Source organism: Flavobacterium nitrogenifigens (assembly GCF_003254565.1).
GTDB classification, from domain to species: Bacteria; Bacteroidota; Bacteroidia; order Flavobacteriales; family Flavobacteriaceae; genus Flavobacterium; species Flavobacterium nitrogenifigens.
Map to the genome: position 1 here is coordinate 56,238 of NZ_QJRI01000163.1, position 23,965 is coordinate 80,202.

General features: G+C 32.8%; 23 protein-coding genes. 13 read left to right on the top strand and 10 right to left on the bottom strand.

Translation table 11 applies throughout. The features are described 5' to 3' along the window. Nucleotides 1-9: 9 nt before the first annotated feature. Together DM397_RS04295 and DM397_RS04300 are read right to left on the bottom strand one after the other, a co-directional pair. Entirely contained in the window at nucleotides 10-537 is a 528-nt protein-coding gene (locus DM397_RS04295) for a KdsC family phosphatase (RefSeq protein WP_111376359.1), read from the bottom strand. Then, on the bottom strand, nucleotides 521-1,282 hold the full coding sequence (locus DM397_RS04300) for a Rossmann-like and DUF2520 domain-containing protein (protein ID WP_111376360.1): 762 nt from the start codon (nucleotides 1,280-1,282) through the stop codon (nucleotides 521-523). Before DM397_RS04300 ends, DM397_RS04295 begins: the two co-directional genes overlap by 17 nt. 288 nt (nucleotides 1,283-1,570) lie before the next feature. Here DM397_RS04300 and ccsA point away from each other — a divergent pair, with 288 nt between their 5' ends. Next, nucleotides 1,571-4,786, top strand: coding sequence for a cytochrome c biogenesis protein CcsA (gene ccsA / locus DM397_RS04305; protein WP_111376361.1), 3,216 nt, complete (start codon nucleotides 1,571-1,573; stop codon nucleotides 4,784-4,786). Between the two features lie 65 nt (nucleotides 4,787-4,851). Here ccsA and DM397_RS04310 read toward each other — a convergent pair whose 3' ends face one another. The 4 genes from DM397_RS04310 to DM397_RS04325 all read right to left on the bottom strand — a co-directional run bounded on the left by DM397_RS04310 (nucleotide 4,852) and on the right by DM397_RS04325 (nucleotide 7,397). Continuing rightward, on the bottom strand, nucleotides 4,852-5,583 hold the full coding sequence (locus tag DM397_RS04310) for a DUF3667 domain-containing protein (protein WP_111376362.1): 732 nt from the start codon (nucleotides 5,581-5,583) through the stop codon (nucleotides 4,852-4,854). Nucleotides 5,584-5,600: 17 nt separating this feature from the next. Further along, nucleotides 5,601-5,993, bottom strand: a complete 393-nt coding sequence (locus DM397_RS04315) for a DoxX family protein (protein ID WP_111376399.1) — start codon at nucleotides 5,991-5,993, stop codon at nucleotides 5,601-5,603. 85 nt (nucleotides 5,994-6,078) lie between these two features. Next, a complete protein-coding gene (locus DM397_RS04320; protein ID WP_111376363.1) occupies nucleotides 6,079-6,867 on the bottom strand; it encodes an anti-sigma factor in 789 nt (262 codons plus the stop codon). Next, nucleotides 6,867-7,397 (bottom strand): RNA polymerase sigma factor, encoded by a 531-nt coding sequence (locus DM397_RS04325; protein ID WP_111376364.1) that lies wholly within the window; start codon nucleotides 7,395-7,397, stop codon nucleotides 6,867-6,869. The genes DM397_RS04320 and DM397_RS04325 overlap by 1 nt, the downstream gene beginning before the upstream one ends. A 273-nt stretch (nucleotides 7,398-7,670) precedes the next feature. Between DM397_RS04325 and DM397_RS23780 the strand changes: the two genes are divergently transcribed. Both DM397_RS23780 and DM397_RS04330 read left to right on the top strand, forming a co-directional pair. Then, nucleotides 7,671-7,811: a hypothetical protein gene (locus DM397_RS23780; protein WP_162615459.1), complete on the top strand. Its 141-nt coding sequence runs from the start codon at nucleotides 7,671-7,673 to the stop codon at nucleotides 7,809-7,811. A 379-nt stretch (nucleotides 7,812-8,190) separates the two neighbouring features. Continuing rightward, nucleotides 8,191-8,778, top strand: a complete 588-nt coding sequence (locus DM397_RS04330) for a glutathione peroxidase (RefSeq protein WP_111376365.1) — start codon at nucleotides 8,191-8,193, stop codon at nucleotides 8,776-8,778. 110 nt (nucleotides 8,779-8,888) lie between these two features. Here the strand turns inward: DM397_RS04330 and DM397_RS04335 are convergent, their stop codons facing one another. Next, nucleotides 8,889-9,386, bottom strand: a complete 498-nt coding sequence (locus DM397_RS04335; protein ID WP_111376366.1) for a GNAT family N-acetyltransferase — start codon at nucleotides 9,384-9,386, stop codon at nucleotides 8,889-8,891. Nucleotides 9,387-9,403: 17 nt separating this feature from the next. Then, nucleotides 9,404-10,582 carry a thioredoxin family protein gene (locus DM397_RS04340; RefSeq protein WP_111376367.1) on the bottom strand — a complete coding sequence of 393 codons (1,179 nt, stop codon included), beginning with the start codon at nucleotides 10,580-10,582 and terminating at the stop codon, nucleotides 9,404-9,406. A 177-nt stretch (nucleotides 10,583-10,759) separates the two neighbouring features. On the opposite strand from DM397_RS04340, the gene menD reads away from it, so the two are divergent. The 8 genes from menD to DM397_RS04380 all read left to right on the top strand — a co-directional run bounded on the left by menD (nucleotide 10,760) and on the right by DM397_RS04380 (nucleotide 19,834). Beyond that, nucleotides 10,760-12,421 (top strand): 2-succinyl-5-enolpyruvyl-6-hydroxy-3-cyclohexene-1-carboxylic-acid synthase, encoded by a 1,662-nt coding sequence (gene menD / locus DM397_RS04345; RefSeq protein WP_111376368.1) that lies wholly within the window; start codon nucleotides 10,760-10,762, stop codon nucleotides 12,419-12,421. A gap of 86 nt (nucleotides 12,422-12,507) precedes the next feature. Continuing rightward, the gene (locus DM397_RS04350) at nucleotides 12,508-12,849 is read left to right on the top strand and encodes a DUF2853 family protein (RefSeq protein WP_111376369.1); all 342 of its coding nucleotides are present in this window, start codon (nucleotides 12,508-12,510) and stop codon (nucleotides 12,847-12,849) included. A 172-nt stretch (nucleotides 12,850-13,021) separates the two neighbouring features. Next, nucleotides 13,022-13,876 (top strand): CvfB family protein, encoded by an 855-nt coding sequence (locus tag DM397_RS04355; protein WP_111376370.1) that lies wholly within the window; start codon nucleotides 13,022-13,024, stop codon nucleotides 13,874-13,876. Nucleotides 13,877-14,687: 811 nt separating this feature from the next. Beyond that, nucleotides 14,688-15,521, top strand: coding sequence for a 1,4-dihydroxy-2-naphthoyl-CoA synthase (locus tag DM397_RS04360; RefSeq protein ID WP_111376371.1), 834 nt, complete (start codon nucleotides 14,688-14,690; stop codon nucleotides 15,519-15,521). Between the two features lie 85 nt (nucleotides 15,522-15,606). Continuing rightward, the gene (gene menA, locus DM397_RS04365; RefSeq protein ID WP_111376372.1) at nucleotides 15,607-16,569 is read left to right on the top strand and encodes a 1,4-dihydroxy-2-naphthoate octaprenyltransferase; all 963 of its coding nucleotides are present in this window, start codon (nucleotides 15,607-15,609) and stop codon (nucleotides 16,567-16,569) included. Nucleotides 16,570-16,599: 30 nt separating this feature from the next. Beyond that, the gene (locus DM397_RS04370) at nucleotides 16,600-17,277 is read left to right on the top strand and encodes a metal-dependent hydrolase (RefSeq protein ID WP_111376373.1); all 678 of its coding nucleotides are present in this window, start codon (nucleotides 16,600-16,602) and stop codon (nucleotides 17,275-17,277) included. Nucleotides 17,278-17,470: 193 nt separating this feature from the next. Beyond that, nucleotides 17,471-18,709, top strand: coding sequence for a tetratricopeptide repeat protein (locus tag DM397_RS04375; RefSeq protein WP_111376374.1), 1,239 nt, complete (start codon nucleotides 17,471-17,473; stop codon nucleotides 18,707-18,709). A gap of 81 nt (nucleotides 18,710-18,790) precedes the next feature. Then, on the top strand, nucleotides 18,791-19,834 hold the full coding sequence (locus DM397_RS04380; protein ID WP_111376375.1) for an o-succinylbenzoate synthase: 1,044 nt from the start codon (nucleotides 18,791-18,793) through the stop codon (nucleotides 19,832-19,834). Between the two features lie 53 nt (nucleotides 19,835-19,887). On the opposite strand, the gene DM397_RS04385 is transcribed toward DM397_RS04380, so the two are convergent. Continuing rightward, nucleotides 19,888-20,412 carry a hypothetical protein gene (locus DM397_RS04385; RefSeq protein WP_111376376.1) on the bottom strand — a complete coding sequence of 175 codons (525 nt, stop codon included), beginning with the start codon at nucleotides 20,410-20,412 and terminating at the stop codon, nucleotides 19,888-19,890. Between the two features lie 257 nt (nucleotides 20,413-20,669). Between DM397_RS04385 and DM397_RS04390 the strand changes: the two genes are divergently transcribed. After that, entirely contained in the window at nucleotides 20,670-21,143 is a 474-nt protein-coding gene (locus tag DM397_RS04390; protein ID WP_111376377.1) for a CYTH domain-containing protein, read from the top strand. 1 nt (nucleotide 21,144) lies between these two features. Then, nucleotides 21,145-22,113, top strand: coding sequence for a YpdA family putative bacillithiol disulfide reductase (locus DM397_RS04395; RefSeq protein WP_111376378.1), 969 nt, complete (start codon nucleotides 21,145-21,147; stop codon nucleotides 22,111-22,113). 111 nt (nucleotides 22,114-22,224) lie between these two features. Here DM397_RS04395 and DM397_RS04400 read toward each other — a convergent pair whose 3' ends face one another. Further along, a complete protein-coding gene (locus DM397_RS04400; protein ID WP_111376379.1) occupies nucleotides 22,225-23,793 on the bottom strand; it encodes a protein adenylyltransferase SelO in 1,569 nt (522 codons plus the stop codon). Nucleotides 23,794-23,965 lie beyond the last annotated feature (172 nt).

The window sequence follows — 23,965 nt, forward strand, 5'->3', positions numbered from 1 at the left end:
ACAATTAAATTAATCGTGTTGTCCGTTAAAGTATTCCATCCATTTCCCTTGCACTTTCATTACTTGCTCGATAACGTCTCTTGCAGCGCCACGTCCGCCTTTTACATGTGAAATATAGCGGCAGATATTCTTAATTTCTGGACTTGCATCTTGAGGACAAGTAGGAAGTCCAACTAATTTCATCACGTGAAAATCTGGAATATCGTCTCCCATATACAGCACATTTTCAGGTTTAATATTATGAGTTTCGGTATAAGCTTTAAAAGTTTTCACTTTATCTGGAGTTCCTAAATGAATGTCATTAATGCCAAGATTTTGAAGACGAATGCGAACGCCTTCATTGCTTCCGCCAGAAATAATGCAAACATGGTAACCACTTTCGATTGCAGCTTTCATTGCAAAACCATCACGAATATTCATTGTTCTTAGCATTTCGCCTTCATTGGTAACAAAAACTGAGCTGTCTGTAAGTACGCCGTCTACATCAAAAACAAAGGTTGTGATGTCATTCATTAATTCTTTATAACTTTTTGCCATTATGCTGTATAGATTGTGTTAGGATTTTATAGATATTTTTTTTGTTTTCGTCTTGTAAAAAAGCCAAATGCGAGTCAATTGTATTTGAATCATGGCGAATGGCCGGACCCGTTTGTGCATCAATAGGATCGAGTGTGTTGATTTTATCAGCGGTTTCCTGAATCAATGGTCGTAAAACAGCAAAAGGAACTTGATTTTCTTCACAGACTTCTTGTCCTATTTGATACAAATGATTTGTGAAATTACTAACGAAAACAGCTGCTACATGAAGCGCTTTTCGCTGTTCTGAACTTATAGAATAAACCGCAGTAGAAATACTTTTAGCAACTGTCTCCAAAAGTTTAAAATCGGCTGTATTTTCTGCTTCCAAACAGAAAGGAACTATCGAATAATTTATTTCCTTATTCTTAGAAAATGTTTGAAGCGGATAAAAAACACCACGTCTATTTTTAGGGTTTAAAAGCTCAATTGAAGATGTTCCAGAAGTGTGAACCACTAGCTGATTGTTAAACGGTAGCTGTTCTGAAACTTCTGAAATAGCATTGTCAGAAACTGAGATAATATGTAAATCGGTTGGTTCTAATGCTGCAAAATCGGTTACAATCTTTTCAGAATCAATTAAATGGATTAAGGCTTCTTTCTTTCTCGAAAAAACCTGTTTAATTTCAACAATTTTGCTGGCAGAAAAAGCCTTTATCAAATGTTGTGCAACATTGCCGGAACCAATTATCGTTATCTGAATCATGAAAGCAAAATTAGTATTATTTTTTTAATGCAGGGAGCCTAATCCATATTGATAATGCTTTTTTGAAGTTTTTATTGTCTGGTATTTTCTGTTAGAATTCTAACACTTTTTTTATAAAAGCAATTAATAAAAAAAAGCATATTGGTTTTGTAGGTTTTAACTTTCTATATTATCAATTTGTTTGAAAAATAGTCCTTATTTTTGGTTTTTATTAACAAAAGGCAAAGCCTGCTAATCAACATTTTTGAGTACTTTTGTCGCACTTTTATACAATGTAATCCCTAAGAAATGGATAAAAAAATATTCTCTTTTTTGTTTTCTACACGATTAATGGCCGTTCTTTTTTTAACATTTGCAATTGCAATGGGTGTTGGAACTTTTATCGAAAGTAAATACAATACCGATACAGCCAGAATACTAATTTACAATACTTGGTGGTTTGAAGCTATTATGGCCATCTTTGTGCTCAATTTCTTCGGAAATATCAAAAAATATCAACTGCATAAAAAAGAAAAATGGGCAAGTCTTTTATTGCACCTTTCTTTTATTTTTATCCTTTTAGGAGCTTTTATTACTAGATATATTAGTTATGAAGGAATGATGCCAATTCGTGAAGGCGCGGCAGAAAACCAAGTTTATTCAGATAAAACCTTTTTAACCATTTTTGCTGATGGTGAATATAAGGGTGAAATGAAAAGAAGGGTTTTTGAAAAAAGTCTTTTACTTTCTCCTGTTACAAATAATGATTTTAGTATTTCAGGAAAATTTGACGAAACTCCTTTTGAAGTTACCTATTCGAACTATATCATGGGAGCTAAAGAAGTGGTTAAACCAGATCCAAAAGGAACTTTATACTTGAAATTAGTTGAAGCGGGTGCAGGCGGACGTGAAGAACATTATCTGAAAGAAGGTGAAGTTCAGAACATTCACAATGTCTTATTTGCTTTGAATAAGCAGACGGATGGTGCAATTAACATCAATACAACTGGAAAAGAATACACGATTCAAACTCCTTTTGAAGGTGAATTTATGCGAATGGCAGACCAATTTAAAGGCACAGTTACGAAGGATAATGTGCAGCCTTTAATGATGCGTTCGTTATATAGCATTGGAGATATTAGAATTGTATTTCCAGAGCCTCCAATGAGAGGAAAAGTAGATTACGAATCTAATAATGACTTTAAAGCCAAATCTCATAAAGATGCTTTAGTGGTTAAAGTAAAAGCAGAAGGACAAGAAAAAGAAGTGATGCTTTTTGGTAATAAAGGACAAGTTGGAGAAGCAAAAACTGTTAAAATTGGTAACATCGAGTATTCTTTATTCTTCGGAAGTAAAGCATATGTTTTGCCATTTAAAATTCGTTTGAACGACTTTATTGCTGAGAAATATCCTGGAACGGAAAAAAGTTATTCTTCATACAAAAGTAAAGTAACGGTTCAAGACTCTACAGAAACTTTTGATGCAGATATTTTTATGAATCACGTTTTAGATTATAAAGGATTCCGTTTCTTCCAGTCTTCATTTGATCCAGACGAAAAAGGAACTGTTTTATCTGTAAACCATGATTTCTGGGGAACTAATATTACTTATTTTGGTTATTATCTATTATATATTGGTTTAATGGCTATTATGTTTACTAAACATTCTCGTTTTGGTGATTTGAAGCGCAAGCTTGAAGCTGTTAAAAAGAAAAAAGAAAAACTAATTACGATTTTAGTCTTAATGTTGAGTTTAAGCAGTTTTGCTCAGCAATCACCGCATGTTCACTCACATGATCATGATCACAATCACAGTGCAGATCCAAATGATCATGCGAATCATGTTACTGCACCACCAAGCAAAAAACAACTAGATTCTTTATTGAATATTTACAAAGCTCCGGAAGCTCACGCTGCAAAATTTGGGCGTCTGATTATTCAGGATGCTGGGGGGAGAATGAAGCCAATTAATACGTTTTCTTCTGAATTACTTCGTAAGGTAAGTCATGATGACAAATACAACGAAATGAATTCTGATCAGGTATTTTTGTCTATGACGCAATATGCCCAGGTTTGGATTCAGGTTCCTATTATTTATATCAATACAAAAAATGATAGTATCCGTAAAATCATTGGTATCGATTCGAAAGATAAATACGCACCATTTGTAAAATTCTTTGATGAACAGGGCAATTATAAACTATCTCCGTATTTAGATGCAGCTTATAAAGCGGCTAATCCAAATAGTTTTGAAAAAGATTTTGTTGAAACCGATAAAAAAGTAAACTTAATGGAATCTGCATTAAGTGGTAGTATTTTAAGAATCTTCCCGATTCCTAATGATCCAAATCATAAATGGGTTTCTTATCTAGAACGCGAAAGTGCTGGTTTTAAAGGAATGGATTCTACTTACGTAAAGCAAATTCTGCCTTTATATTTTAGCGCTTTAAATAATGGTTCTATTGAGAAAAACTTTGATACAGCAGATAATTTAGTAGAAAGCATCAATGGCTTTCAAAAGAAATTTGGCGCAAAAGTAAGACCAAGCGAGCAAAAAATTGATGCAGAGATTGCCTATAATAAATATGACGTTTTTCAAAAACTACCATATTGGTATATTACAGCGGCAAGTTTTATGTTCATTTTTATTATTGTCAATATTTTCTTTGAGAAAAAATGGCTTCGTATTACTGTAAATGCCTTCCATATTATTATCGGATTATTGTTTGCGCTTCATACATTAGGATTAATTGCACGCTGGTATATTTCTGGTCACGCTCCTTGGAGTAATGCTTACGAATCTATTGTATATGTGGCTTGGTCAACCATGTTTTTCGGATTGGCTTTTGACAGAAAATCAAAATTAACCGTTGCTTCATCAGCTTTTGTTACTGCTATGATTTTAATGGCAGCATACTTAAACTGGATCGATCCAGAAATTGCAAATTTACAGCCAGTTCTTAATTCATATTGGTTAATGATTCACGTTGCAGTTATTGTAGGTAGTTATGGTCCGACTGCATTAGGAATGATTTTAGGTTTTGTATCATTAGTATTGATTTTCTTTACAACTGAGAAAAACAAAGCTAAAATGGAATTGAACATTAAAGAGATAACTTATATCAACGAAATGTCTTTAACGATCGGTCTTATCATGCTGACTATCGGAAACTTCCTTGGTGGTCAATGGGCAAATGAAAGCTGGGGACGTTACTGGGGATGGGATCCAAAAGAAACTTGGGCTTTAATCTCGATTATGGTTTATGCGTTTGTAATTCACGCTCGTTTTGTTCCTGCTTTAAGAGGAAAATGGTTCTTTAACTTAATGAGTATGTATGCTTTTGTTTCTATCTTGTTTACTTATTATGGAGTAAACTTCCACTTAGTAGGTTTACACTCTTACGCAAGTGGCGAAGCACATTCATTAAACTGGATTTATTACTGCTTGATTACAATTTCTATAATTGGAGCTGTTACGTATCCAAAGTATAGAAAATACTATAAAACAAAAAAAGTGAAGAAATAGATGATTTGAAATAATTATTAATTCATAAAACGGCTCAACATCATGTTGAGCCGTTTTTTTTTATGTTAAGTTTTAAAGTTTCCAGAGAGAAGAAGTATAATAATCATGATTATAAAAAAGCAAGCCAAAAAGATCAGGTGACTTAGTATAGATAAGAAAAATGCTTTTGTTTTAGACATTTTATTAAAAAACTGAATGTTCGTCCAAAAGATTAAAACTATACCAATAATATACATCGTATAAGTGTATTGCTGCATGTGAGATGTATGATTTAGAAAAATCATAGTAGGTATTGTTAGTAGCTGTACAGAAATTCTTTGAGCAGCTTTAAAAGTATTAAGCACAAAAAGTTCGACAAAATTATACCCCTGATTTTTAAAAACGAGATAAGTACCAATAGTATAAATAGGAATAGATCCCACTGTTACCCACGAAAAATGTGTAGCAAACCATTCATTTAAAAAATTTGAGTCTATAGGAGCCTCTACATGATCAAAGGTATCAATATGAAAATAATGATATAAAAGTCCGTAAAGGGTAGCAAGAACTACAACCAAAGATAAAGGTTTAAAATGACGGGCTCTTTTTCCTTCTATAAATTCGCGGATAGAATGACCAGGTCTGGTAAACAATTGTTTTAAAGAATATAATATTCCCTTGTCAAAATGCAATAAACCATGCTGGATATCGTGCCATAAAAAATGCGCATTTATTTTATGCGTTTCTGCAGATTGTCCGCAATTGTTACAATAATGGCCTTTAAAGACCTGATGGCAATTTTTGCACATTATTTCCATTAAACTTGATATTTGATTTATGAATTACTTTTTTGTTTTTTTATGATGCCATTAGGATACATAATTACCAAGAGAACTATAATTAAAAGAAAATTATATTCGGCACCATTTCTTCCGCCGCATACAACAAACCAGCCTTCTTGAAAGTGCACTAAAACAATGCCCATTATAAGAATGAAGATGGTAACAAAGCCAGCAAGTTTAATGTATTTATTTGCTAATAAAAGTATTGCCGCGACAACATGAGATAATTTGATACTCCAGGCAAGAAATACGCCATAAGGAGCAAAACCAATTTGGTTGAGGAAAAGATTTCCAAAATCATTAATGCCATTATTAAACATTCCGAAAACGGAATGGGTGAGGAGAATAATCGCGATCGCGATTCTCAAAAGTAAGTTTGCATTCATAAAATTGGTTTTTGGTGAATTAAAAATAATAAAAAAACGCATATTACACTGAATATGCGTTTTAGCTTTTTATAAAAGATTAATTTTAAACTTTTCCTAAAGTATAAAGCTGTTCCATTGTTGGAGTTAGGCTTCCTCCAGCTGGCTCCAAAGTAATTCCGAAAGCTTCTGCAGAATCGGTTTGATCTACAGCAAAGATTTTTTGTTTATTGCCTTCAAAATTATCCAGTAAACCAATGCTTGTCGGAGTAAGAACTGGACTTAATTTCAAAGACCAAACCTGATAAACCATTCCTTTTGGCGGTGCGGGCAAACCTGCCGCATCTATATAAGTAGTTTTAGTCTGTTGATTCCAATATACTTTTGCAAATGAAGTTGGCGAAACTGTTTGACCGCCAAGAGTAACTCCAGTATTTTTGATATCTCTTACAATACCCAAGTTTTTTTCGGTTTCTTTATTCTGCTGATCTAAAAAGGCATATTCTCTTTGTATTTTATTTTTCTCATTTCCAACAGTAGAAATGGCTTCTTTGGTTTTAGTTAATTCTAAAGTCTGATACCCTAAACCTAGCAATAACAATACTGCAGCTGCCCAACCAACATATTGCGACCAGTTTGAAGCTGGTTTGATATCGACTACTTTTCCGTGTTTAAGTTCAAGACGAGCTTTGATTTTTTCGAAATTTTCCACAGAATGGAAAGGAGAAAAACTAGAAGAAAGAGCAATTACAGCTTTTTCTATAGAAATAATTTCCTGATCCATTTCGGGATTCTTTTTTGCCATTTCGGCAATTTCTAGGTTTTCTTTTTCACTTAATAGGCCATAAACGTATAGCTCTAAAATTCCTGATTCTATATATTCTTGTGCTTCCATTATATCTTCAAATAATTACGTAAATCGTTAATACAGTTTCTGTTTTGTGTTTTGATAGTCCCCAGTGGCAGTGCCAATTCTTCTGAAGCTTCTTGCTGGGTGTATCCTTTAAAGAACAATAAATTGATTATTTCGATACATTTTGGTTTTAGTTTTTTTACAAATTCCTGAATTCCAATTGCATCAAGTTTGTGACTCAATTTATTACTCTCATCTAAGAGATTTACGAAATTATCTGATGAAAGGTTTTTTTGGCTGTTGCTATAGTCTTTAGAACGAAGTTTATCGATCGAGGTGTTTCGGGCGATGTTTAGGATCCAAGTATAAAATCGTCCTTTACTCTCGTTGTAGGAATCGATGTTTTTCCAGATTTTGACAAAAACATCCTGAAGCACATCTTCTGCTTCTTCTCGATTTTTAATTAGGACGTGAATGACAGAAAATAAACTTTTAGAATACATGTCGTACAAATGTGTAAAAGCTTTTTCGTCCTTTTTGTAAATTAAAACTAGCAGTTCTTCTTGACTCATAGATTTGGATTTTTAAGTTTAAACATTAAAAGCTAAAGTATTATATGCTAACCTGTTATAAAGTTAATTTATTTTTTCTTCATTTTTATATTTTTTTTAGTAATCCAAAACCTAAGAAAATAAGGGGGTCAGAAAAAAAAATCAATTTTTTGCATTTTTTTTAAAACCAAAAACAATCCAATTACGTAGATGAAATTAATAAGGTGAGAAAGATCTTATTTGCAGTTATAAAAATTAAGAATAAAACTGTTGTTAGAACATTATTAAAGACTTATGGATAGCAAAATAATAGTTAGAATATTAATAGTTGGATTAACAACAGTTTTATCGTTAACCATTTTTACTGAAAAAGATTTTATGAAAGAAGTTTTGTCTGGTTGGACAGATGTGAATGATTCAGGAATTTGTGGTTAAATAAGATTTGATTATAAAAAGGAACAAAACATAAATATTGTATAGTTGATGTGCTCGGACTTCCAGATTGAAGATTTTTTTAATATGTCTCGTCTATTAGGATTTAATTTTACATCAATACAAGCCATTTGAAGATTTTTCAAAAAGACGTTTGGCATATGGGGGATAAACGAATTTTCGACATAACCGAGTCATCAACTATAATTTATAAAAGATTGCATAATAATTAATTCATGGTTTGATTTGTTTGTATGGGGGGAAGCCTAACGTCTGATTAACGTTAGGCTTCATTTTTTATTTAACTTTTGATTGGCAAAAATTAAAGACTGAAAATGGTTTTTGAAAATGGATTTTAGCTAATTTTATAAAAAATTATCAGATGAAAAAAATACTTTTAATGCTATTTGGAGCAGCTGTTTTGTCAATAACAGGGGTAAATGCTCAAACTAATACAAACAAATTATCTAAAAAGGATAAAGCCATGGCTAAAGAAACAATTTATCAGTTTAAAGTAGAAGACTTATCAGGAGATACCTTTGACTTTGCATCTTTAAAAGGCAAAAAAATCATGATTGTCAACACTGCATCAAAATGCGGTTTAACTCCACAGTACAAAGATTTAGAAGCAGTTTACAAAGAATATAAAGATAAAGGGTTTGTGATTGTTGGTTTCCCCGCAAATAATTTTGCTTCACAAGAGCCAGGAACTGCCAAAGAAATCGAAACTTTCTGCCAGCAGAATTACGGTGTAACTTTCCCGATGATGAACAAAGTTTCTGTTAAAGGAAGCGATATGTGTGATGTTTATAAATTCTTGACTGAAAAATCAAGAAACGGTCTACAGGATTCTGAAGTAGAATGGAACTTTCAAAAATACTTAATCAATGAAAAAGGAGAATTGGTAAAAGTAATTAAACCAAAAACTTTAGTAACAGAACCTGAAGTTATTAATTGGATTAAGAGTTAAAAAAGTTTAAGCATACTCATATAAATCAAACCCGACAGGTTTTTAAAACCTGTCGGGTTTTGTTTTAAAACAACATCGCGAACTTTGCGTAATCCTTAGTGCCTTTGCAGTTAAACCAAAATAAGTTGCATAAAAACCAAATCTAGCCAGTGGTCAAATTTGTAGCCAACTTCACGAATTGTACCCGTAGCTACAAATCCGAATTTTTCATGAAAGGCAATGCTTCCAGCATTATCGGCATCAATGGCGCCAATCATAACATGATAACCTTGTTCTTTTGCCAAACAGATTAGTTCTGTCAAAAGTTTAGAACCAATTCCTTTTCCAATGATATTATCGACCACATAAACAGAATGTTCAACAGTATATTGAAAGCCTATTTTTTCTCTAAACTGTCCGTAACTTCCAAAACCAACCACTTCACCATCTAAATCGGCAACAATTACAGGAATGTTTTTGGACACTTTGTCTTCAAACCACTTTGTCTGAATTTCCAAAGTCTGGATTTCGTAACTATAATTGGCAGTGGTATGCAAAATAGAATTATTTACAATTTCTAGAATCTTTTGCAAATCGTTTGTTACTGCAGGTCTTATAATAATGCTCATTGGTTAGTTGTTAAAAGTTATTTGGTGTTTAATTCAGCTAATAAAGTGTCTACTTCTTTAGAATTCCAGTCCATTTCCTTGGCAATGGCTTTGGCATTTTTGGCATATTCTAGAGCCTTCTTTTTGTCTTTTATTTTATTATAAAGCTTCGCCTCAAGCAGATTACCGTCATAAGAATCATTTAATTCTAAAGAACGATCTACCCAGAAAATGGCCTTTTTTAAGCTCTCTTTATCACTAATATGTTTAAAGTAAGTATTTCCTATATCTTTTAAAAAACTTGCGTCGTTCCAGACCAATTTCTGAGTGTCTTCAAGAGTGACTTTTTTGTAGAAATTCCATTTTTCAGTTCTTTCGGCTAACGTTAAATCATATTTAAAAACCAAAGAATCTGTTTTTTGTAATCGGATTGATTTTGCAACTTCTCTTTGTTTATAATAGTTTACAGTGTCTAAATTATCAACCAAAGGACGAAGCAATTCATTTACAATACTTTCTATTTTACGGTCAACACGATTCTGAGAAGCAACTGCTGCAAATTCTTTCTGATGATTTAAAACGTATTGGAACTCTCTAGATTTTATATCGGTTACACCATTAGCAATAACACGCCAGTTTAATTCACTAACTAATTGTTTGTCAGATTGTGTGTTTAGATAAATATGCGTTGGTACTGACAATTCAGTTCTGTCTTTTCCCTTTTTTAAAGTATTTAAATAGGTAAAGAATTTATCTGAATTGCTTGGTTCAGCAAGAAATTCTTTTTCTAAATAAGGCAATTGCATTTTCGGATTTAAAGCATTATTTAATTCATTCTGAAATTCTGGCTTTTTCATTTCACCTTTCAATGCATAAATCAACGTTTCATTGCTGTCAAGAAATAAGAAAGTAGGAAGCGATTTGGTATTGAATTGATTCTTTAAAGCAATCCCTTCTTCCTTTTCTATATTTTTATAAGTACAGACAAAATTTTTATTCAAAAATGCCATAATAGCAGGATCACTCAAAACTTCCGTTTTCATTAAATTGCAATGCGGACACCAATCTGCATAAAGCATAATAAAAAGTGGTTTTCCTTCTTTTTTTGCATTTTCTAAAGCCGTTTTATATGGAACATCAACAGGCACAAACTGATTTTGAGCAATGATAGTTTGAAAAGTAACAGATAAAAAAAAAAGTATAAATAAGAAACGCATATTCGGTCAGGCTTTTATTAATTATTCGATTTTACAAATATATTTCCTTTTTCTAGAAAGAGCCTTAATATATTCCTAATTATAATATAAATCAAATGCGAAGTTTGTAACTTTGTAAGCAAGATGAAGAAAAATCAACTAAAAGATTTTCTTTGAAAAAAGTAATACACGACCGGAATGATTTACCCCAAAATAGCGCTTGCACAAAGCATTATAGAAATTTTATCTGCCAAAGGCATTGTCAATATTATAATTTCTCCAGGATCCAGAAATGCACCGTTAACCATCGGATTTGCTCAAAATCCAAACTTCACCTGTTATAGCATTGCAGATGAGCGTTGTGCCGCTTTTTTTGCTTTGGGAATTGCTCAGCAAACCAAACAGCCAACAGCTATAGTCTGTACTTCAGGATCTGCCTTATTAAATTATTATCCTGCTCTGGCAGAAGCATTCTACAGTCAGATTCCATTGATTGTAATATCAGCTGACCGTCCACAGAGTAAAATTGATATTGGTGACGGACAAACCATTCGCCAGGAAAATGTTTTTGCTAACCATTCTGTTTTCAATGCTAATTTAACTGAAGAAGCATCTGAAGAGAATGACTTAAAAATCAATCTGGCCATTGAAACGGCTATTCTTAAAAAAGGCCCAGTGCATATTAACGCACCTTTTGAAGAGCCGCTTTATGAAACAACAGAAGAGCTTTCTGTAAATCCAAAAATTTCAATTTTGGAGCCAGAAACTAATTCTCAAATAATAGAAAATAGCGAAGAAATTGTTTCTGTTTGGAATACTGCTAAACGAAAACTAATCTTAGTTGGAGTTAACGAAGCAAATGCAATTGATAAAGAGATTATAGAAAATTTAGCTTCAGATCCGTCAGTTGTAGTGCTTACAGAAACAACTTCAAATCTTCATCACGATAGTTTTATCAATTCAATAGATACTTTAATTACTCCTTTTGATGATTTTGATTTTAAGAAGTTTAACCCTGAAGTTTTAATAACTTTTGGAGGAATGGTTGTTTCAAAAAGAATTAAAGGATTTTTGCGAAAATACAAACCAAATCAGCATTGGCATATTGATACTTTACGAGCTTATGACACATTTGGAGCATTGACAAAACATTTTGAAATGAAGCCGAATGATTTCTTTAAAGACTTGCTTTCAAAAACTTCTTTTGTAGAAAGTAAGTATTTTAATAATGTAGATACTGTCTACCAAACGAGATTAGAAAGAAGAAAAGAATATTTAAGCAAAATTGAATTTTCAGATTTCAAAGTTTTCGAAAAAGTTATCGAATCATTGCCTAAAAATAGCATGTTGCAAATTAGCAATAGTTCAGCAATTCGTTATGCACAACTTATTGATATTGATGATACAATTGAAGTTTTTTGCAATCGCGGCACAAGCGGTATCGACGGAAGCACTTCTACGGCAATTGGTGCAGCAGTTGGAAACGAAAAGCAGACCGTTTTTGTCACTGGCGATATAAGTTTCTTATATGACAGCAATGCTTTATGGAATTCTTATATTCCTAAAAACTTCAAAATTATTTTGATTAATAATGGAGGAGGAGGAATTTTTAGAATTCTTCCTGGCCATCAAGAAAAACCAGTTTTCAATACTTATTTCGAGACATCTCATAAATTGACGGCTGAACATTTGGCTAAAATGTATGGATTTGACTATTTAGCAGCCCATGATATTCAATCATTAGATAATGGAATCCAATCGATATATAATTCTGATGAGACTCCTTGTATTTTAGAAATTTTTACACCAACAGTTGAAAATGATCAGATTCTGAAGCAGTATTTTAAATATCTATATTAAATTTGAAAGAAAATATTTGTTAAAATAATTGTTTGATGCTTTTCTTAATTATACATTTGGTTCATTATTCACCAAATTAAATAATTATGAGCAAGAGAGAAGAATTAATTAAAAAGTACACAGCCGATTTAAAAGAGAAATGTGGTATTACAGCTGACGTAGATTTACTGACAAAAGTTACAATTGCTTGCGGTCCGTCAATTTACAATGACGACGCTTCTACGGTAGCTTCTTCACAGCAGTCAGAATTAGATACAGTAAAAAATAACTTTTTAATTAAGAAATTAGGTTTAAAAAGCGGTCCAGATTTAGACAAAGGATTAGATGCTGTTTTGGAAAAATACGGAAAATCTAATAAGCACAAATACAGAGCTGTAGTGTATTATTTACTGACTGTGCACTTTAAGAAAGAAAGCATCTTTAAATAATCTAGATTTGACAAAGATTCAAAATCCCTTTATAGCATATGTTTATAAAGGGATTTTCTATTTTTTACCTGCAAATTAAGTTTTGTTAAAATTAATTTCTTTGTACCACGCCAAACTTCGTACCTTTGCGCCTCAGAAACTTAGCAGTTCGACTGCTTAGAAACTTATAAAAATGCTAGAAATAGGAAAATACAATACGCTAACTATATTACGTGATACCAAAGTTGGTTTGTTTTTAGGAGATCCAGAAAATGATCCAGAAGGTGTTCACGACGTTTTGCTTCCAAATAAATATGTGCCAAAAGTTTTTGAAATTGGCGAAGAATTAATCGTTTTTGTTTACTTAGACCACGAACAGCGACCAGTTGCTACGACTTTGGTTCCGTACATTTTACTGAATGAATTTGCTCTTTTGAGAGTGAACTACATCAATAATGTAGGTGCTTTCATGGATTGGGGAATGGAAAAAGATATCCTTGTTCCGTTCAAAGAGCAGGCGCGTCCAATGGAAAAAGGAAAACGCTATTTGGTTTATTTGTATATGGATAAACAAACTAATCGTTTAGTGGCTTCAAGCAAAACGAATCAGTTTTTGAGCAATGATAATTTGACGGTTGAAAAAGGTGAAGAGGTAGATTTGATTGTTTCTCATATTACAGACATGGGGATCAATGTTATTATAAATGAGCAACATAAAGGCCTTTTATATAAAGATGAAGTTTACGATGATGCAATAAGAACGGGAGATAGAATGCGCGGTTATATCAAAAACATCCGTCCCGATAATAAAATTGATGTCGCGCTTCAGGTACAAGGCTTTGAAAGTATTGAGCCTAATGCTGAAAAAATATTAAGCGAGCTAAGAGCTAGCAGAGGCTTTCTTAGATTGAATGATAATTCTCATCCTGAAGACATTAAAACAGTTTTGAAAATGAGTAAGAAATCATTTAAGAAAGCAATTGGTGCTTTGTACAAAGAAAAACTGATCGAAATAAAGGAAGACGGAATTTATCTGGTAAAAGAATAAAAACCTAAAAAATCCAATATTTTAAATTCCAAATTCCAAGACTGATTCAACGAAACACATTGGAATTTGGAATTTTTATTTTTTGGAATTTATTTTTGCGAAAGCAAAATAATGGTAATACAAAAGGCCACTTATTACAAGTAGCCTTTCGCTTTTTATTCAGTTTTAAAAAAAATTGTAATTAAAAAAAAACAGAAATAAAATAATTCGAGTCCATCTCAGAACAATAGCTTTACGAATTTTAGAAATTATTCCATTGATGGGTATGTCTTTTAAATGATTTGATGTACCTATCTCAAAAGCAAAAAAAGAATTTCACGGCTCATCCATTGGTTTTATAAAATAACTTTTAGAAAGTGCGAATTAGTACTTTTTCCTCTTTTCGTTATCATTTCTATACTAATTATAGATACAATTCTAACATTTAACCTTAGGTGTTACTTTTTTCTTTTTGAAGTTTCGACAAACACATAAATCATTTGCTCTTTTAATTGAGGTTTGTTCGTGAAAACCCTAAAAAAATGAGCGACAAATTTTTTAAATTTTCTCAAAAAAATCATTTTTTAGGTTAATAAATCAGTGAAAGAAAATCAATCTGAAATCTTTGAAATATTTTGTATCTCGTTGATTTCTAGGCTGTAAAATTAATTATTAATTTTCTAAACTAATGTTAAAAAATGTTATTTTTTGTAAGTAAAAGCCAATTGTTAACATTGGTAGTTAATTTAGCAAAGACTTAAGGCGGATTGAGTAGGTAAAATAGTAAAAATGCTTTATTTTTACCGTATAATTATTTAAACAAAAAATCAAAATGGATTGGATTACAGCCAGAGAATTTGAAGATATAACTTATAAAAAATGCAACGGAGTAGCGAGAATAGCGTTTAACAGACCAAATGTGAGAAATGCATTCCGTCCTAAAACTACTTCAGAATTATACCAAGCTTTTTACGATGCACAGGAAGATACTTCAATTGGAGTTGTTTTACTTTCTGCTGAAGGACCTTCAACAAAAGATGGAATTTACTCTTTTTGCAGTGGTGGAGATCAAAATGCACGAGGACATCAAGGATATGTTGGAGATGATGGACAACACCGTTTGAATATTCTAGAAGTGCAGCGTTTAATTCGTTTTATGCCAAAAGTTGTTATTGCTGTTGTTCCAGGCTGGGCTGTAGGTGGCGGACATAGTTTACACGTGGTTTGTGACATGACACTTGCAAGTAAAGAGCATGCTATTTTTAAGCAAACTGATGCAGATGTAACAAGTTTCGACGGCGGTTACGGATCAGCATATTTGGCAAAAATGGTGGGTCAGAAAAAAGCTCGTGAAATCTTTTTTTTAGGTAGAAATTATTCTGCTCAGGAAGCTTTTGAAATGGGAATGGTAAATGCTGTAATTCCACATGACGAACTTGAAGCTACAGCTTACGAATGGGCTCAAGAAATCCTTCAAAAATCACCAACTTCTATAAAAATGCTAAAATTTGCAATGAACTTAACAGACGACGGAATGGTTGGACAGCAGGTTTTTGCAGGAGAAGCAACTCGTTTAGCTTACATGACTGAAGAAGCTAAAGAAGGAAGAAATGCTTTCTTAGAAAAAAGAAAACCAAATTTTGGTGAAAATAAGTGGTTACCATAAATAAGTTATAAAATAGTTTCAAGTTTCAGGTCTCAAGTTAGGAACCTGAAACTTGAGACCTGAAACTAAACAAACAAAACAAATAATGAAACATTGGATTGAAGCCGCTAGATTGCGCACATTACCTTTATCAGTTTCCGGAATTATAGTTGGAAGTATTTATGCTTTGTCAAATCCAACAGAAACTATTAACACTCCAACAGAAGTTTTTAGCTGGAAAGTCTTTGGTTTTGCTTTATTGACAACGTTAGGATTACAGGTTTTATCCAATTTTGCGAATGATTATGGTGACGGTGTAAAAGGTACCGATAACGCAGATCGTGTTGGTCCTCAGCGTGCTATTCAGAGTGGGGTTATTACACCTCAGGCAATGAAAAAAGCTATTATTATTACTTCATTTTTGACTTTATTGTCGGCAATCATATTAATTTATTTTGCTTTCGGAAAAGACAATTTCGGGTATTCTATTTTTTTCCTGTTGTTAGGGATTGCGGCTATTGTGGCTGCAATTAAATACACTGTAGGTAATTCTGCTTATGGATATAGAGGATTAGGAGATTTATTCGTTTTCATTTTCTTCGGATTAGTGAGCACGTTAGGAGTAAACTTTTTATACGCAAAAGAAGTAGATCCGCTTTTAATTCTTCCGGCTGTTGCCATCGGATTATTGAGCGTTGGAGTTTTAAACCTAAACAATATGCGCGATCAGGAATCAGATAAAAAAGCAGGTAAAAACACAATTGTAGTACAAATGGGAGCTGAAAAAGCTAAATTTTACCATTATGCTTTGATTGGTGGCGCAATGCTTTTAGTTATTATTTTTGCCATTTTAAGCGATTATAATTTTGATCAATATTTGTTTGTATTGGCCTATATTCCGTTGACAAAACATTTAATCACGGTTTACAAAAACCAAGATCCAAAATTATTAGACCCAGAATTGAAAAAACTAGCATTAAGCACATTTTTGCTTTCTATATTGCTTACAGTTTGTATGATCTCGTTAATTTCAGACATTATTGTAAATCTCTTTTTAGGAGGAAGATAAATAACATGTTTAATTTAAAAAGGTAACAAAATGAAAATTACATACTACGGACACGCTTCATTAGGAATTGAAGTAGGAGGAAAACACATTATTGTGGATCCATTTATTACCGGAAACCCACAAGCAGCTACAATTAACCTGAGCACAATCAGAGCCGATTATATTCTGCTAACGCATGCACACGCTGACCATGTTTTAGATGTTGAAGCGATTGCTAAAAACACCAATGCAGTTATCGTTTCTAATGCAGAAATTGCAAGTTACTATGCAAAAAAAGGATTCAATTCGCACCCAATGAATCACGGCGGAAGCTGGAAATTTGATTTCGGTAAAGTAAAATATGTAAATGCAATTCACTCAAGCAGTTTTCCTGACGGTTCTTACGGCGGAAATCCTGGAGGTTTTGTAATCGAAGGCGAGCATAAAAATATCTACATCGCTGGAGATACGGCATTGACATACGATATGAAATTGATTCCGCTTCGCACAAAACTAGATTTAGTTATTCTTCCAATCGGAAACAACTTCACAATGGATGTCGAAGACGCTATTATCGCTTCAGATTTTGTGGAATGCGACAAAGTTCTTGGATACCACTATGACACTTTTGGTTATATCGAAATCGATCATGAAGAAGCAATTCGCAAATTCTTTGACAAAGGAAAAGATTTAATGCTTTTACCAATCGGAGATTCTATCGAATTATAATTGTCATCCTGAGCGGAGTTGAAGGAAGGAGCCAATCCCGCTTTCGGCTATATCTTTTTAAGGCAAAGAAAAATTGCCTTAAAAAGGATACCGCCTCTATCGGGGCTAGGGCACTCAATTCCATAAGAAAGTTATTTGGCATAATCTATGTTAATTGAATTAAAGTTTTTTAAAGTAAAAATCATTTTAATCTGTGAAATCTGTGGCACTTAAAGCATCATCACAAAATACAACTTTCAAACAAATCCTTTTATTACTATTTATCGCAACTTCCTATAAAGCTTTTGCACAAAAAGACGGTTATTGGGACAAAGAACGTGCAACAACCAAAGAAATTATGGTTCCCGCACGCGATAGAATTTCTATACCAACAGAAGACTTACCAGTTGGAACTACAGAAATTGTATATAGAATCACACTTTTAGATAAAAATCAGGAAATGGCCAATAGTTTGGTTTCGGTATTAAAAGCAATTCCAGATCCAACAGGTGTTAGCCAAGGTTCTGCCGGTGCTGTTTTCTTAATGTCAAAAATTTCAGGTGATGATCAGTGTACATATTCAATTTTTACTTCTAATGAAAATGCAAAAAAATATGTTGCAGATGGTAAAATAGATAAAGCCTGCTATTCTCAAGCAGAACCTGTTAGCAAAGATGCCAAACGTTTATCTGTAAATAAATCATCTTGCTTAAAGGAAAATATTAGTACAATCTGGTTTGGCTTTGAAAGCAAAAATTGGATTTTAAGCCAAAAAGTAGTTCTAGAAGTAGTGCCGTGGGTAGATACAAAATTAAACCGCGGTTGGAATCAGGACAATAAAAACGAAATTATAAGTTTGTGCAAAACTTCGACAATGGCACAGAAAATGGCTAATTCAGATGATTTTTGTGTTTGTATTTTAAATAAAATCATGAAGCAATATCGTTATGATGAGTTTCAAAAATTGTTGGCTGTGGAAAAAATTAAAGTCTATAAAGATTTTGGAAACAGCTGTTACAAAGATGCCGATATTTCTAAAAATGTATTCAACGATTTAAGAACACAAGTGGCATCTTTAATTAAAGCCCAAAAGTATAACGAAGCAATTCCGAAATTAAATACAATTGTAAATGAAGGTAAAGCAACTGCTTTAGATTACGGTTCGTTAGGATATTGCTATATTTTGACCAAACAATATGCAAAAGCATTAAAAGTGCTTCAAGAAGGTGAAAAGCTGGATGATACAGAGTTATTAGTAAAATTAAACTTAGCGCATACTTACTTAGTAAGCGACGATTACAGTGCAGCAAAAGCGATTTACAAAAAATATCAGACTCAGAATGTAACGGACAGTTTAAGCTGGATTGCGAAAACAAAACTTGATTTTCAGGCTTTTGAAAAAGCAGGCTTGCCTTCAAAAGACTTCGAGAAAATCTTAAAACTATATAATTAAGTTTCTTAGATATAAAGTATTTCTTCAAGTCTTTTTTGGGCTTAGAAGCTTAATGTCTTAGCATCTTAGTACCTTAAAAAAATGAACGCATCTTATCAAAAATATTTATTAGAATTTAAACGTCCTTCTGGAACTTCTCGTGGAATTATGACCGAGAAAGAAACTTGGTTTATAATCTTAGAAGAAAACGGCAAAAAAGGAATAGGAGAGTGTGGCATACTGCGTGGTTTGAGCGCAGATGATCGTGAAGATTACGAAGAAAAATTAAAATGGGCTTGCGACAATATTCACTTAGGTGAAACAGTACTTTGGAATGCTTTATTAGAATTTCCTTCTATACAATTCGGAATAGAAATGGCTTTTTTATCTCTTAAAAGTGAAAATCCATATCTTTTATTTCCATCCGATTTTACCAATAATACAAGCTCAATTGTTATAAACGGATTAGTTTGGATGGGAGAATCTGCTTTTATGAAACAGCAGATTGAAGAAAAATTAACTGACGGTTTTAGTTGTATAAAACTCAAAATCGGGGCTATTGATTTTGCTAAAGAATTAGAATTATTGCAATTTATAAGAAGTCATTTTTCTGCAGAACAAATAGAAATTAGAGTAGATGCTAACGGAGCTTTTTCTTCAATAGAGGCTTTAGATAAGTTAAGTCAGTTAAAACAATTTCAGCTTCATAGCATTGAACAACCCATTAAAAAAGGGCAAATTGCTGAAATGGCTGAATTGTGCAAACAAACACCGTTTCCAATAGCTTTAGATGAAGAGCTTATTGGTGTGTTTTCATTAGAAGAAAAAGAAAAATTACTTCAGGAAATTAAGCCTCAATACATCATTTTAAAGCCAAGTTTTGTTGGCGGTTTCCGTGGTACGCAAGAATGGATCACTTTAGCAGAAAAGTATAATATTGGCTGGTGGATTACTTCGGCATTAGAAAGCAATATTGGATTAAACGCCATTGCACAATGGACATTTACATTAAATTCAGATATGCCACAAGGCTTAGGAACTGGAGCATTATATACTAATAATATAGATTGCCCACTTGAAGTTAAAAATGGAAAACTTTGGTACAATGCTTCAAAGAATTGGGAAAAGTTCAAAGAAACAGAGTGACAAAGGAAAAATCTTTGAACCTTTGCAACTTTGTTCCTTTGAACCTTATTTTTCTACTCTTTTCCACCCAACAAACTATCTTGCCAATCTTTCAATTCCTTCCATTTTCCCTGATAAGCCATTAATGCTTGTCTTGCCCAAGTACTCGGATTATGCATAGCGTAGTTTTCTCCGCCAGCATCCAAAATAGCTTGTAATTTTTCTGTAGAAGCTTGCGAAAGGTTTTGCCATGTCTTTATTCCTGCCTCAATAAATAAAGATTCTATTTTTGGCCCAATTCCTTCTACTATTTTCAGGTCATTTTCTTTTATTTTTTTCCCTAAAGCATTTAAGGCTAATGCAGGCTCAAAAGGAATTATTTCGGGAATTGTAGTTTTGCTTTTTGTAGCCAATTCTGCTTCTAGTTTTAAGATTCTTGTATGTAAATTTCGTGTATGCGCTTTGCAAACATCTAGATCGGCTTGAAGAGATGCTGAAAGTGAATTATCATTTTTAAAAGTTATTTTACCTAGTATGTAACCTAAAATCCCGCAGATTACACCTAGTGCTATTGGTATTACAACATAAGGTACATTCATGACCGTTCTATTTTAGAGTTTAAATTGTATTAAGTTTTTTAGTTATACTAAAAAAAGTTTTAGACTGATAACTGTTTGATGAGGAATGGATTCTATCAAAATTACTTAAAATAATAATTGCAAGATGTTAACAATCAGTTATTTTGGTAAAAATTGATTGTGATAAAAAGTAACAAATTAACAAACTTTTCATTTTTTGTAAGCTCAAAGGCTAGATTAAAATGAGTAACTTGCATAAAAAATAATCTAGAATTAAGATGGTTGAAATAGAAAGAAAGTTTCTTGTAAAATCTGACGCTTACAAGAATCAAGCTTTTACTCAGAATAAGATTGCTCAAGGCTATTTGAGTTCTGCTCCTGAACGTACGGTTAGGGTTAGGATTAAAGGGCATAAAGGCTTTATAACTATAAAAGGGATAAGCCATGGCGGCGGTATGTCTCGCTTTGAATGGGAAAATGAAATTCCGCTTGATGAAGCTCAGGAATTACTAAAATTATGCGAAAAGGGCAAAATTGAAAAAACGCGTTACGAAATACAATCTGGTGAGCATATTTATGAGGTAGATGAGTTTTATGGCGAAAATGAAGGTTTAGTAATGGCTGAAATTGAATTAAATTCGGAAGATGAAGTTTTTGAAAAACCAGAATGGCTTGGAGAAGAAGTAACAAACGATGAAAGATATTATAATGCTTATTTAAGCAAAAATCCTTATAAAGACTGGCAAAAATAAAATGACAGAATCAATATATGACCTTATAATTGTCGGTGGCGGACCAATTGGCCTTGCTTGTGCAATAGAAGCCGAAAAGAAAAAATTAAAATATGTAATTATAGAAAAAGGAGCGATTGTTAACAGTATTTTTAATTATCCGCTTTATATGACCTTTTTCTCTACTGCTGAAAGATTAGAAATTGGCGAGATTCCGTTTAACTGCTTAGCACCAAAACCAGGGCGTCAGGAAGCTTTGGAATATTATCGAAATATTCACCGCTACTTTAAATTCAACATCAATTTATTTGAAAAAGTACTTGATGTACAGAAAAACCAAGGTGTTTTTAAGATTGCAACGAATAAACAAAATTACGAATCGAAGAATGTCATATTGGCAACCGGCTTTTATGATATTCCAATTGAAATGAATGTTTTAGGCGAAAACCTTCCAAAAGTCCGTCATTATTATAAAGAAGCACACGAATATGCTTTTAGAAAAGTTTTGGTTGTAGGCGCTAATAATTCGTCTGTAGACGCTGCTTTGGAATGCTGGAGAAAGGGAGCAGAGGTTACCATGGTAATTCGTAAAAACGAAATAAATAGCCGTGTGAAATATTGGGTAAAACCAGATATTGAAAATCGAATTGCCGAAGGAAGTATAAAAGCTTATTTTGAATCTAATATTACTGAAATTCGTGAAGCTGAAGTAGAAATTCAAACACCAAACGGAAAAATTACAATTGAAAATGATTTTGTTTTGGCATTAACTGGCTATAAACCTGATTTGAATTTTCTAGAAAAAATCGGAATCCAGCTTTCTAATGATGAACTGAAAATTCCAATTTATAATCCTGAAACAATGGAAACTAATATAGAAGGTTTATTTCTTGCCGGAGTAGTTTGTGGTGGAATGCAGACACATAAGTGGTTTATAGAAAACTCGAGAGTTCATGCTAGTATGATTGTAGATTATATTAGTTCAAAGTAAAAAAAAGTTAGCCACGAATTACACGAATTTGCACAAATTTTATCCGTTTAGTTTTTATTCTTAAAGTATAGAAATTAGTGTCAATCCGTGTAATTCGTGGCAAAAAAACTTTTAAGAACTACAAGATAACATAGAACAGCCAACTTTTGTTCTTGCCCAATCTGGACGTTTTGCAAACCATTTTTCAGATTCTGTCTGTTCGTCATACGGATTTTTAAGAAGCTGAAATAGTTCATCAACCAGAGTATAATCTTCTTTATCTGCTGCATCAATAGCCAATTGTGCCATATAATTTCGCAGTACATATTTTGGATTAATCTGATTCATTTTTGAAGTTCTTTCTTCATCTGTAAGTGTTTCAGAGTTTAGTCTTTTCAAATAAACTGTAAACCATTTTTGCCAAGCACCTAGAATATTTTCTCTTATTTCTTCTGGAATATAAAATGCGTATTCTATTTTTTCGAATGCTTGTTCTACAGAATCCTCTTTTTTAATTTTGCTAAGATTTCTAAAAAAGATAGTCATGTCGGTTTCTGATAACTGCAAAATTTCTTCTAGACCTTTAATGATTTTATCATCAGCTTCACTTGAAGTAAATATTCCTAATTTACTCAATAACATTACTTTGTAGTCATTTTCAAAATCAGTTATAAATGAATCTAATATTTTTTCCAAAGGGGCTGCTTCATTAATTAACGGATAAAGTGCATTTGCCAATTGAAATAAATTCCATTGTGCCACCTGCGGCTGATTTCCGAAACGGTATCTTCTATTTTGACTGTCGGTTGTGTTTGGAGTCCAGTCTGGATCATAATTTTCCAGCCATCCATAAGGACCGTAATCGATCGTAATTCCATGAATGGACATATTATCCGTATTCATCACACCATGAACAAATCCAACACGTTGCCAATGCAGGATCATTTCGCGAGTTGTATCAGCCACTTTTTGGAAGAACTGAAGATACTGCTCTTTTGGCTCACCAGTAATTTCGGGGAAATAATGCTTAATCGTAAATTCTACAAATTGCTTTAAGTTTTTCAGTTCATTTCTCGCTGTAAGCATTTCATAGCTTCCAAAACGAATGAAAGATGGAGCTACACGGCAAACTACAGCGCCTTTCTCATAAGCAGGATTCCCGTTATATAAAACATCTCTTAAAACCTGATCTCCAGAAAGGGCAAGTGAAAGCGATCGGGTAGTGGGAACGCCCAAATTATACATTGCTTCAGCACATAGATATTCTCTTATAGAAGAGCGTAAAACAGCCAAGCCATCAGCCGTTCTAGAATATGGAGTTTTTCCTGCGCCTTTTAACTGCAGTGTGTAAAATTGATTATTATTTTCAACTTCTGTTAAATTAATAGCTCGACCATCTCCAAGTTGTCCTGCCCAATTTCCAAATTGATGTCCCGCATAGCACATGGCAAACGGTTTTGTTTCTGGAAGAATCTCTTTTCCAGAAAAAACATTTAAAAATTCTTCTGATTGAATTTCGTCTTTAGAAATTCCAACCAATTCAGCCACTTCTTCAGAAGCGTGAATTAATTTCGGGTTTGAGGGTTTTGTTGGATTTACATATGAAAACAGCGTGTTTTTAACCTGACGAACTTCATTTGTCAAGTCTGGATCTGCTGGTAATTCGGCAGTAAATCGATTATTTATTCTAAGATTTTTCATTTTTTGTCTTTCTTATTTTTGCCACAGATTTAGAGATTAAATGGATTTTCTATGCTGTTTATTTGCCACGAATTACACAAATTTCCACTAATTTTTAGATTTAGCTGAAAAAACATTCGTGAAAATTTGTGTAATTCGTGGCAAATAAAAAAGTTTAATCTTTGGCTAAAAC

Bases quoted from the DNA above. Each gene is read 5' to 3' on its own strand.
- DM397_RS04315 (WP_111376399.1), bottom strand. From the start codon at position 5,993: ATGAATGCAAACTTACTTTTGAGAATCGCGATCGCGATTATTCTCCTC.
- DM397_RS04355 (WP_111376370.1), top strand. From the start codon at position 13,022: ATGCTAGAAATAGGAAAATACAATACGCTAACTATATTACGTGATACC.
- DM397_RS04295 (WP_111376359.1), bottom strand. From the start codon at position 537: ATGGCAAAAAGTTATAAAGAATTAATGAATGACATCACAACCTTTGTT.
- DM397_RS04390 (WP_111376377.1), top strand. From the start codon at position 20,670: ATGGTTGAAATAGAAAGAAAGTTTCTTGTAAAATCTGACGCTTACAAG.
- DM397_RS04330 (WP_111376365.1), top strand. From the start codon at position 8,191: ATGAAAAAAATACTTTTAATGCTATTTGGAGCAGCTGTTTTGTCAATA.
- DM397_RS04395 (WP_111376378.1), top strand. From the start codon at position 21,145: ATGACAGAATCAATATATGACCTTATAATTGTCGGTGGCGGACCAATT.
- DM397_RS04385 (WP_111376376.1), bottom strand. From the start codon at position 20,412: ATGAATGTACCTTATGTTGTAATACCAATAGCACTAGGTGTAATCTGC.
- DM397_RS04300 (WP_111376360.1), bottom strand. From the start codon at position 1,282: ATGATTCAGATAACGATAATTGGTTCCGGCAATGTTGCACAACATTTG.
- DM397_RS04325 (WP_111376364.1), bottom strand. From the start codon at position 7,397: ATGAGTCAAGAAGAACTGCTAGTTTTAATTTACAAAAAGGACGAAAAA.
- DM397_RS04310 (WP_111376362.1), bottom strand. From the start codon at position 5,583: ATGGAAATAATGTGCAAAAATTGCCATCAGGTCTTTAAAGGCCATTAT.
- menA (WP_111376372.1), top strand. From the start codon at position 15,607: ATGAAACATTGGATTGAAGCCGCTAGATTGCGCACATTACCTTTATCA.
- DM397_RS04370 (WP_111376373.1), top strand. From the start codon at position 16,600: ATGAAAATTACATACTACGGACACGCTTCATTAGGAATTGAAGTAGGA.
- menD (WP_111376368.1), top strand. From the start codon at position 10,760: ATGATTTACCCCAAAATAGCGCTTGCACAAAGCATTATAGAAATTTTA.
- ccsA (WP_111376361.1), top strand. From the start codon at position 1,571: ATGGATAAAAAAATATTCTCTTTTTTGTTTTCTACACGATTAATGGCC.
- DM397_RS04380 (WP_111376375.1), top strand. From the start codon at position 18,791: ATGAACGCATCTTATCAAAAATATTTATTAGAATTTAAACGTCCTTCT.
- DM397_RS04320 (WP_111376363.1), bottom strand. From the start codon at position 6,867: ATGGAAGCACAAGAATATATAGAATCAGGAATTTTAGAGCTATACGTT.
- DM397_RS04335 (WP_111376366.1), bottom strand. From the start codon at position 9,386: ATGAGCATTATTATAAGACCTGCAGTAACAAACGATTTGCAAAAGATT.
- DM397_RS23780 (WP_162615459.1), top strand. From the start codon at position 7,671: ATGGATAGCAAAATAATAGTTAGAATATTAATAGTTGGATTAACAACA.
- DM397_RS04340 (WP_111376367.1), bottom strand. From the start codon at position 10,582: ATGCGTTTCTTATTTATACTTTTTTTTTTATCTGTTACTTTTCAAACT.
- DM397_RS04400 (WP_111376379.1), bottom strand. From the start codon at position 23,793: ATGAAAAATCTTAGAATAAATAATCGATTTACTGCCGAATTACCAGCA.
- DM397_RS04360 (WP_111376371.1), top strand. From the start codon at position 14,688: ATGGATTGGATTACAGCCAGAGAATTTGAAGATATAACTTATAAAAAA.
- DM397_RS04350 (WP_111376369.1), top strand. From the start codon at position 12,508: ATGAGCAAGAGAGAAGAATTAATTAAAAAGTACACAGCCGATTTAAAA.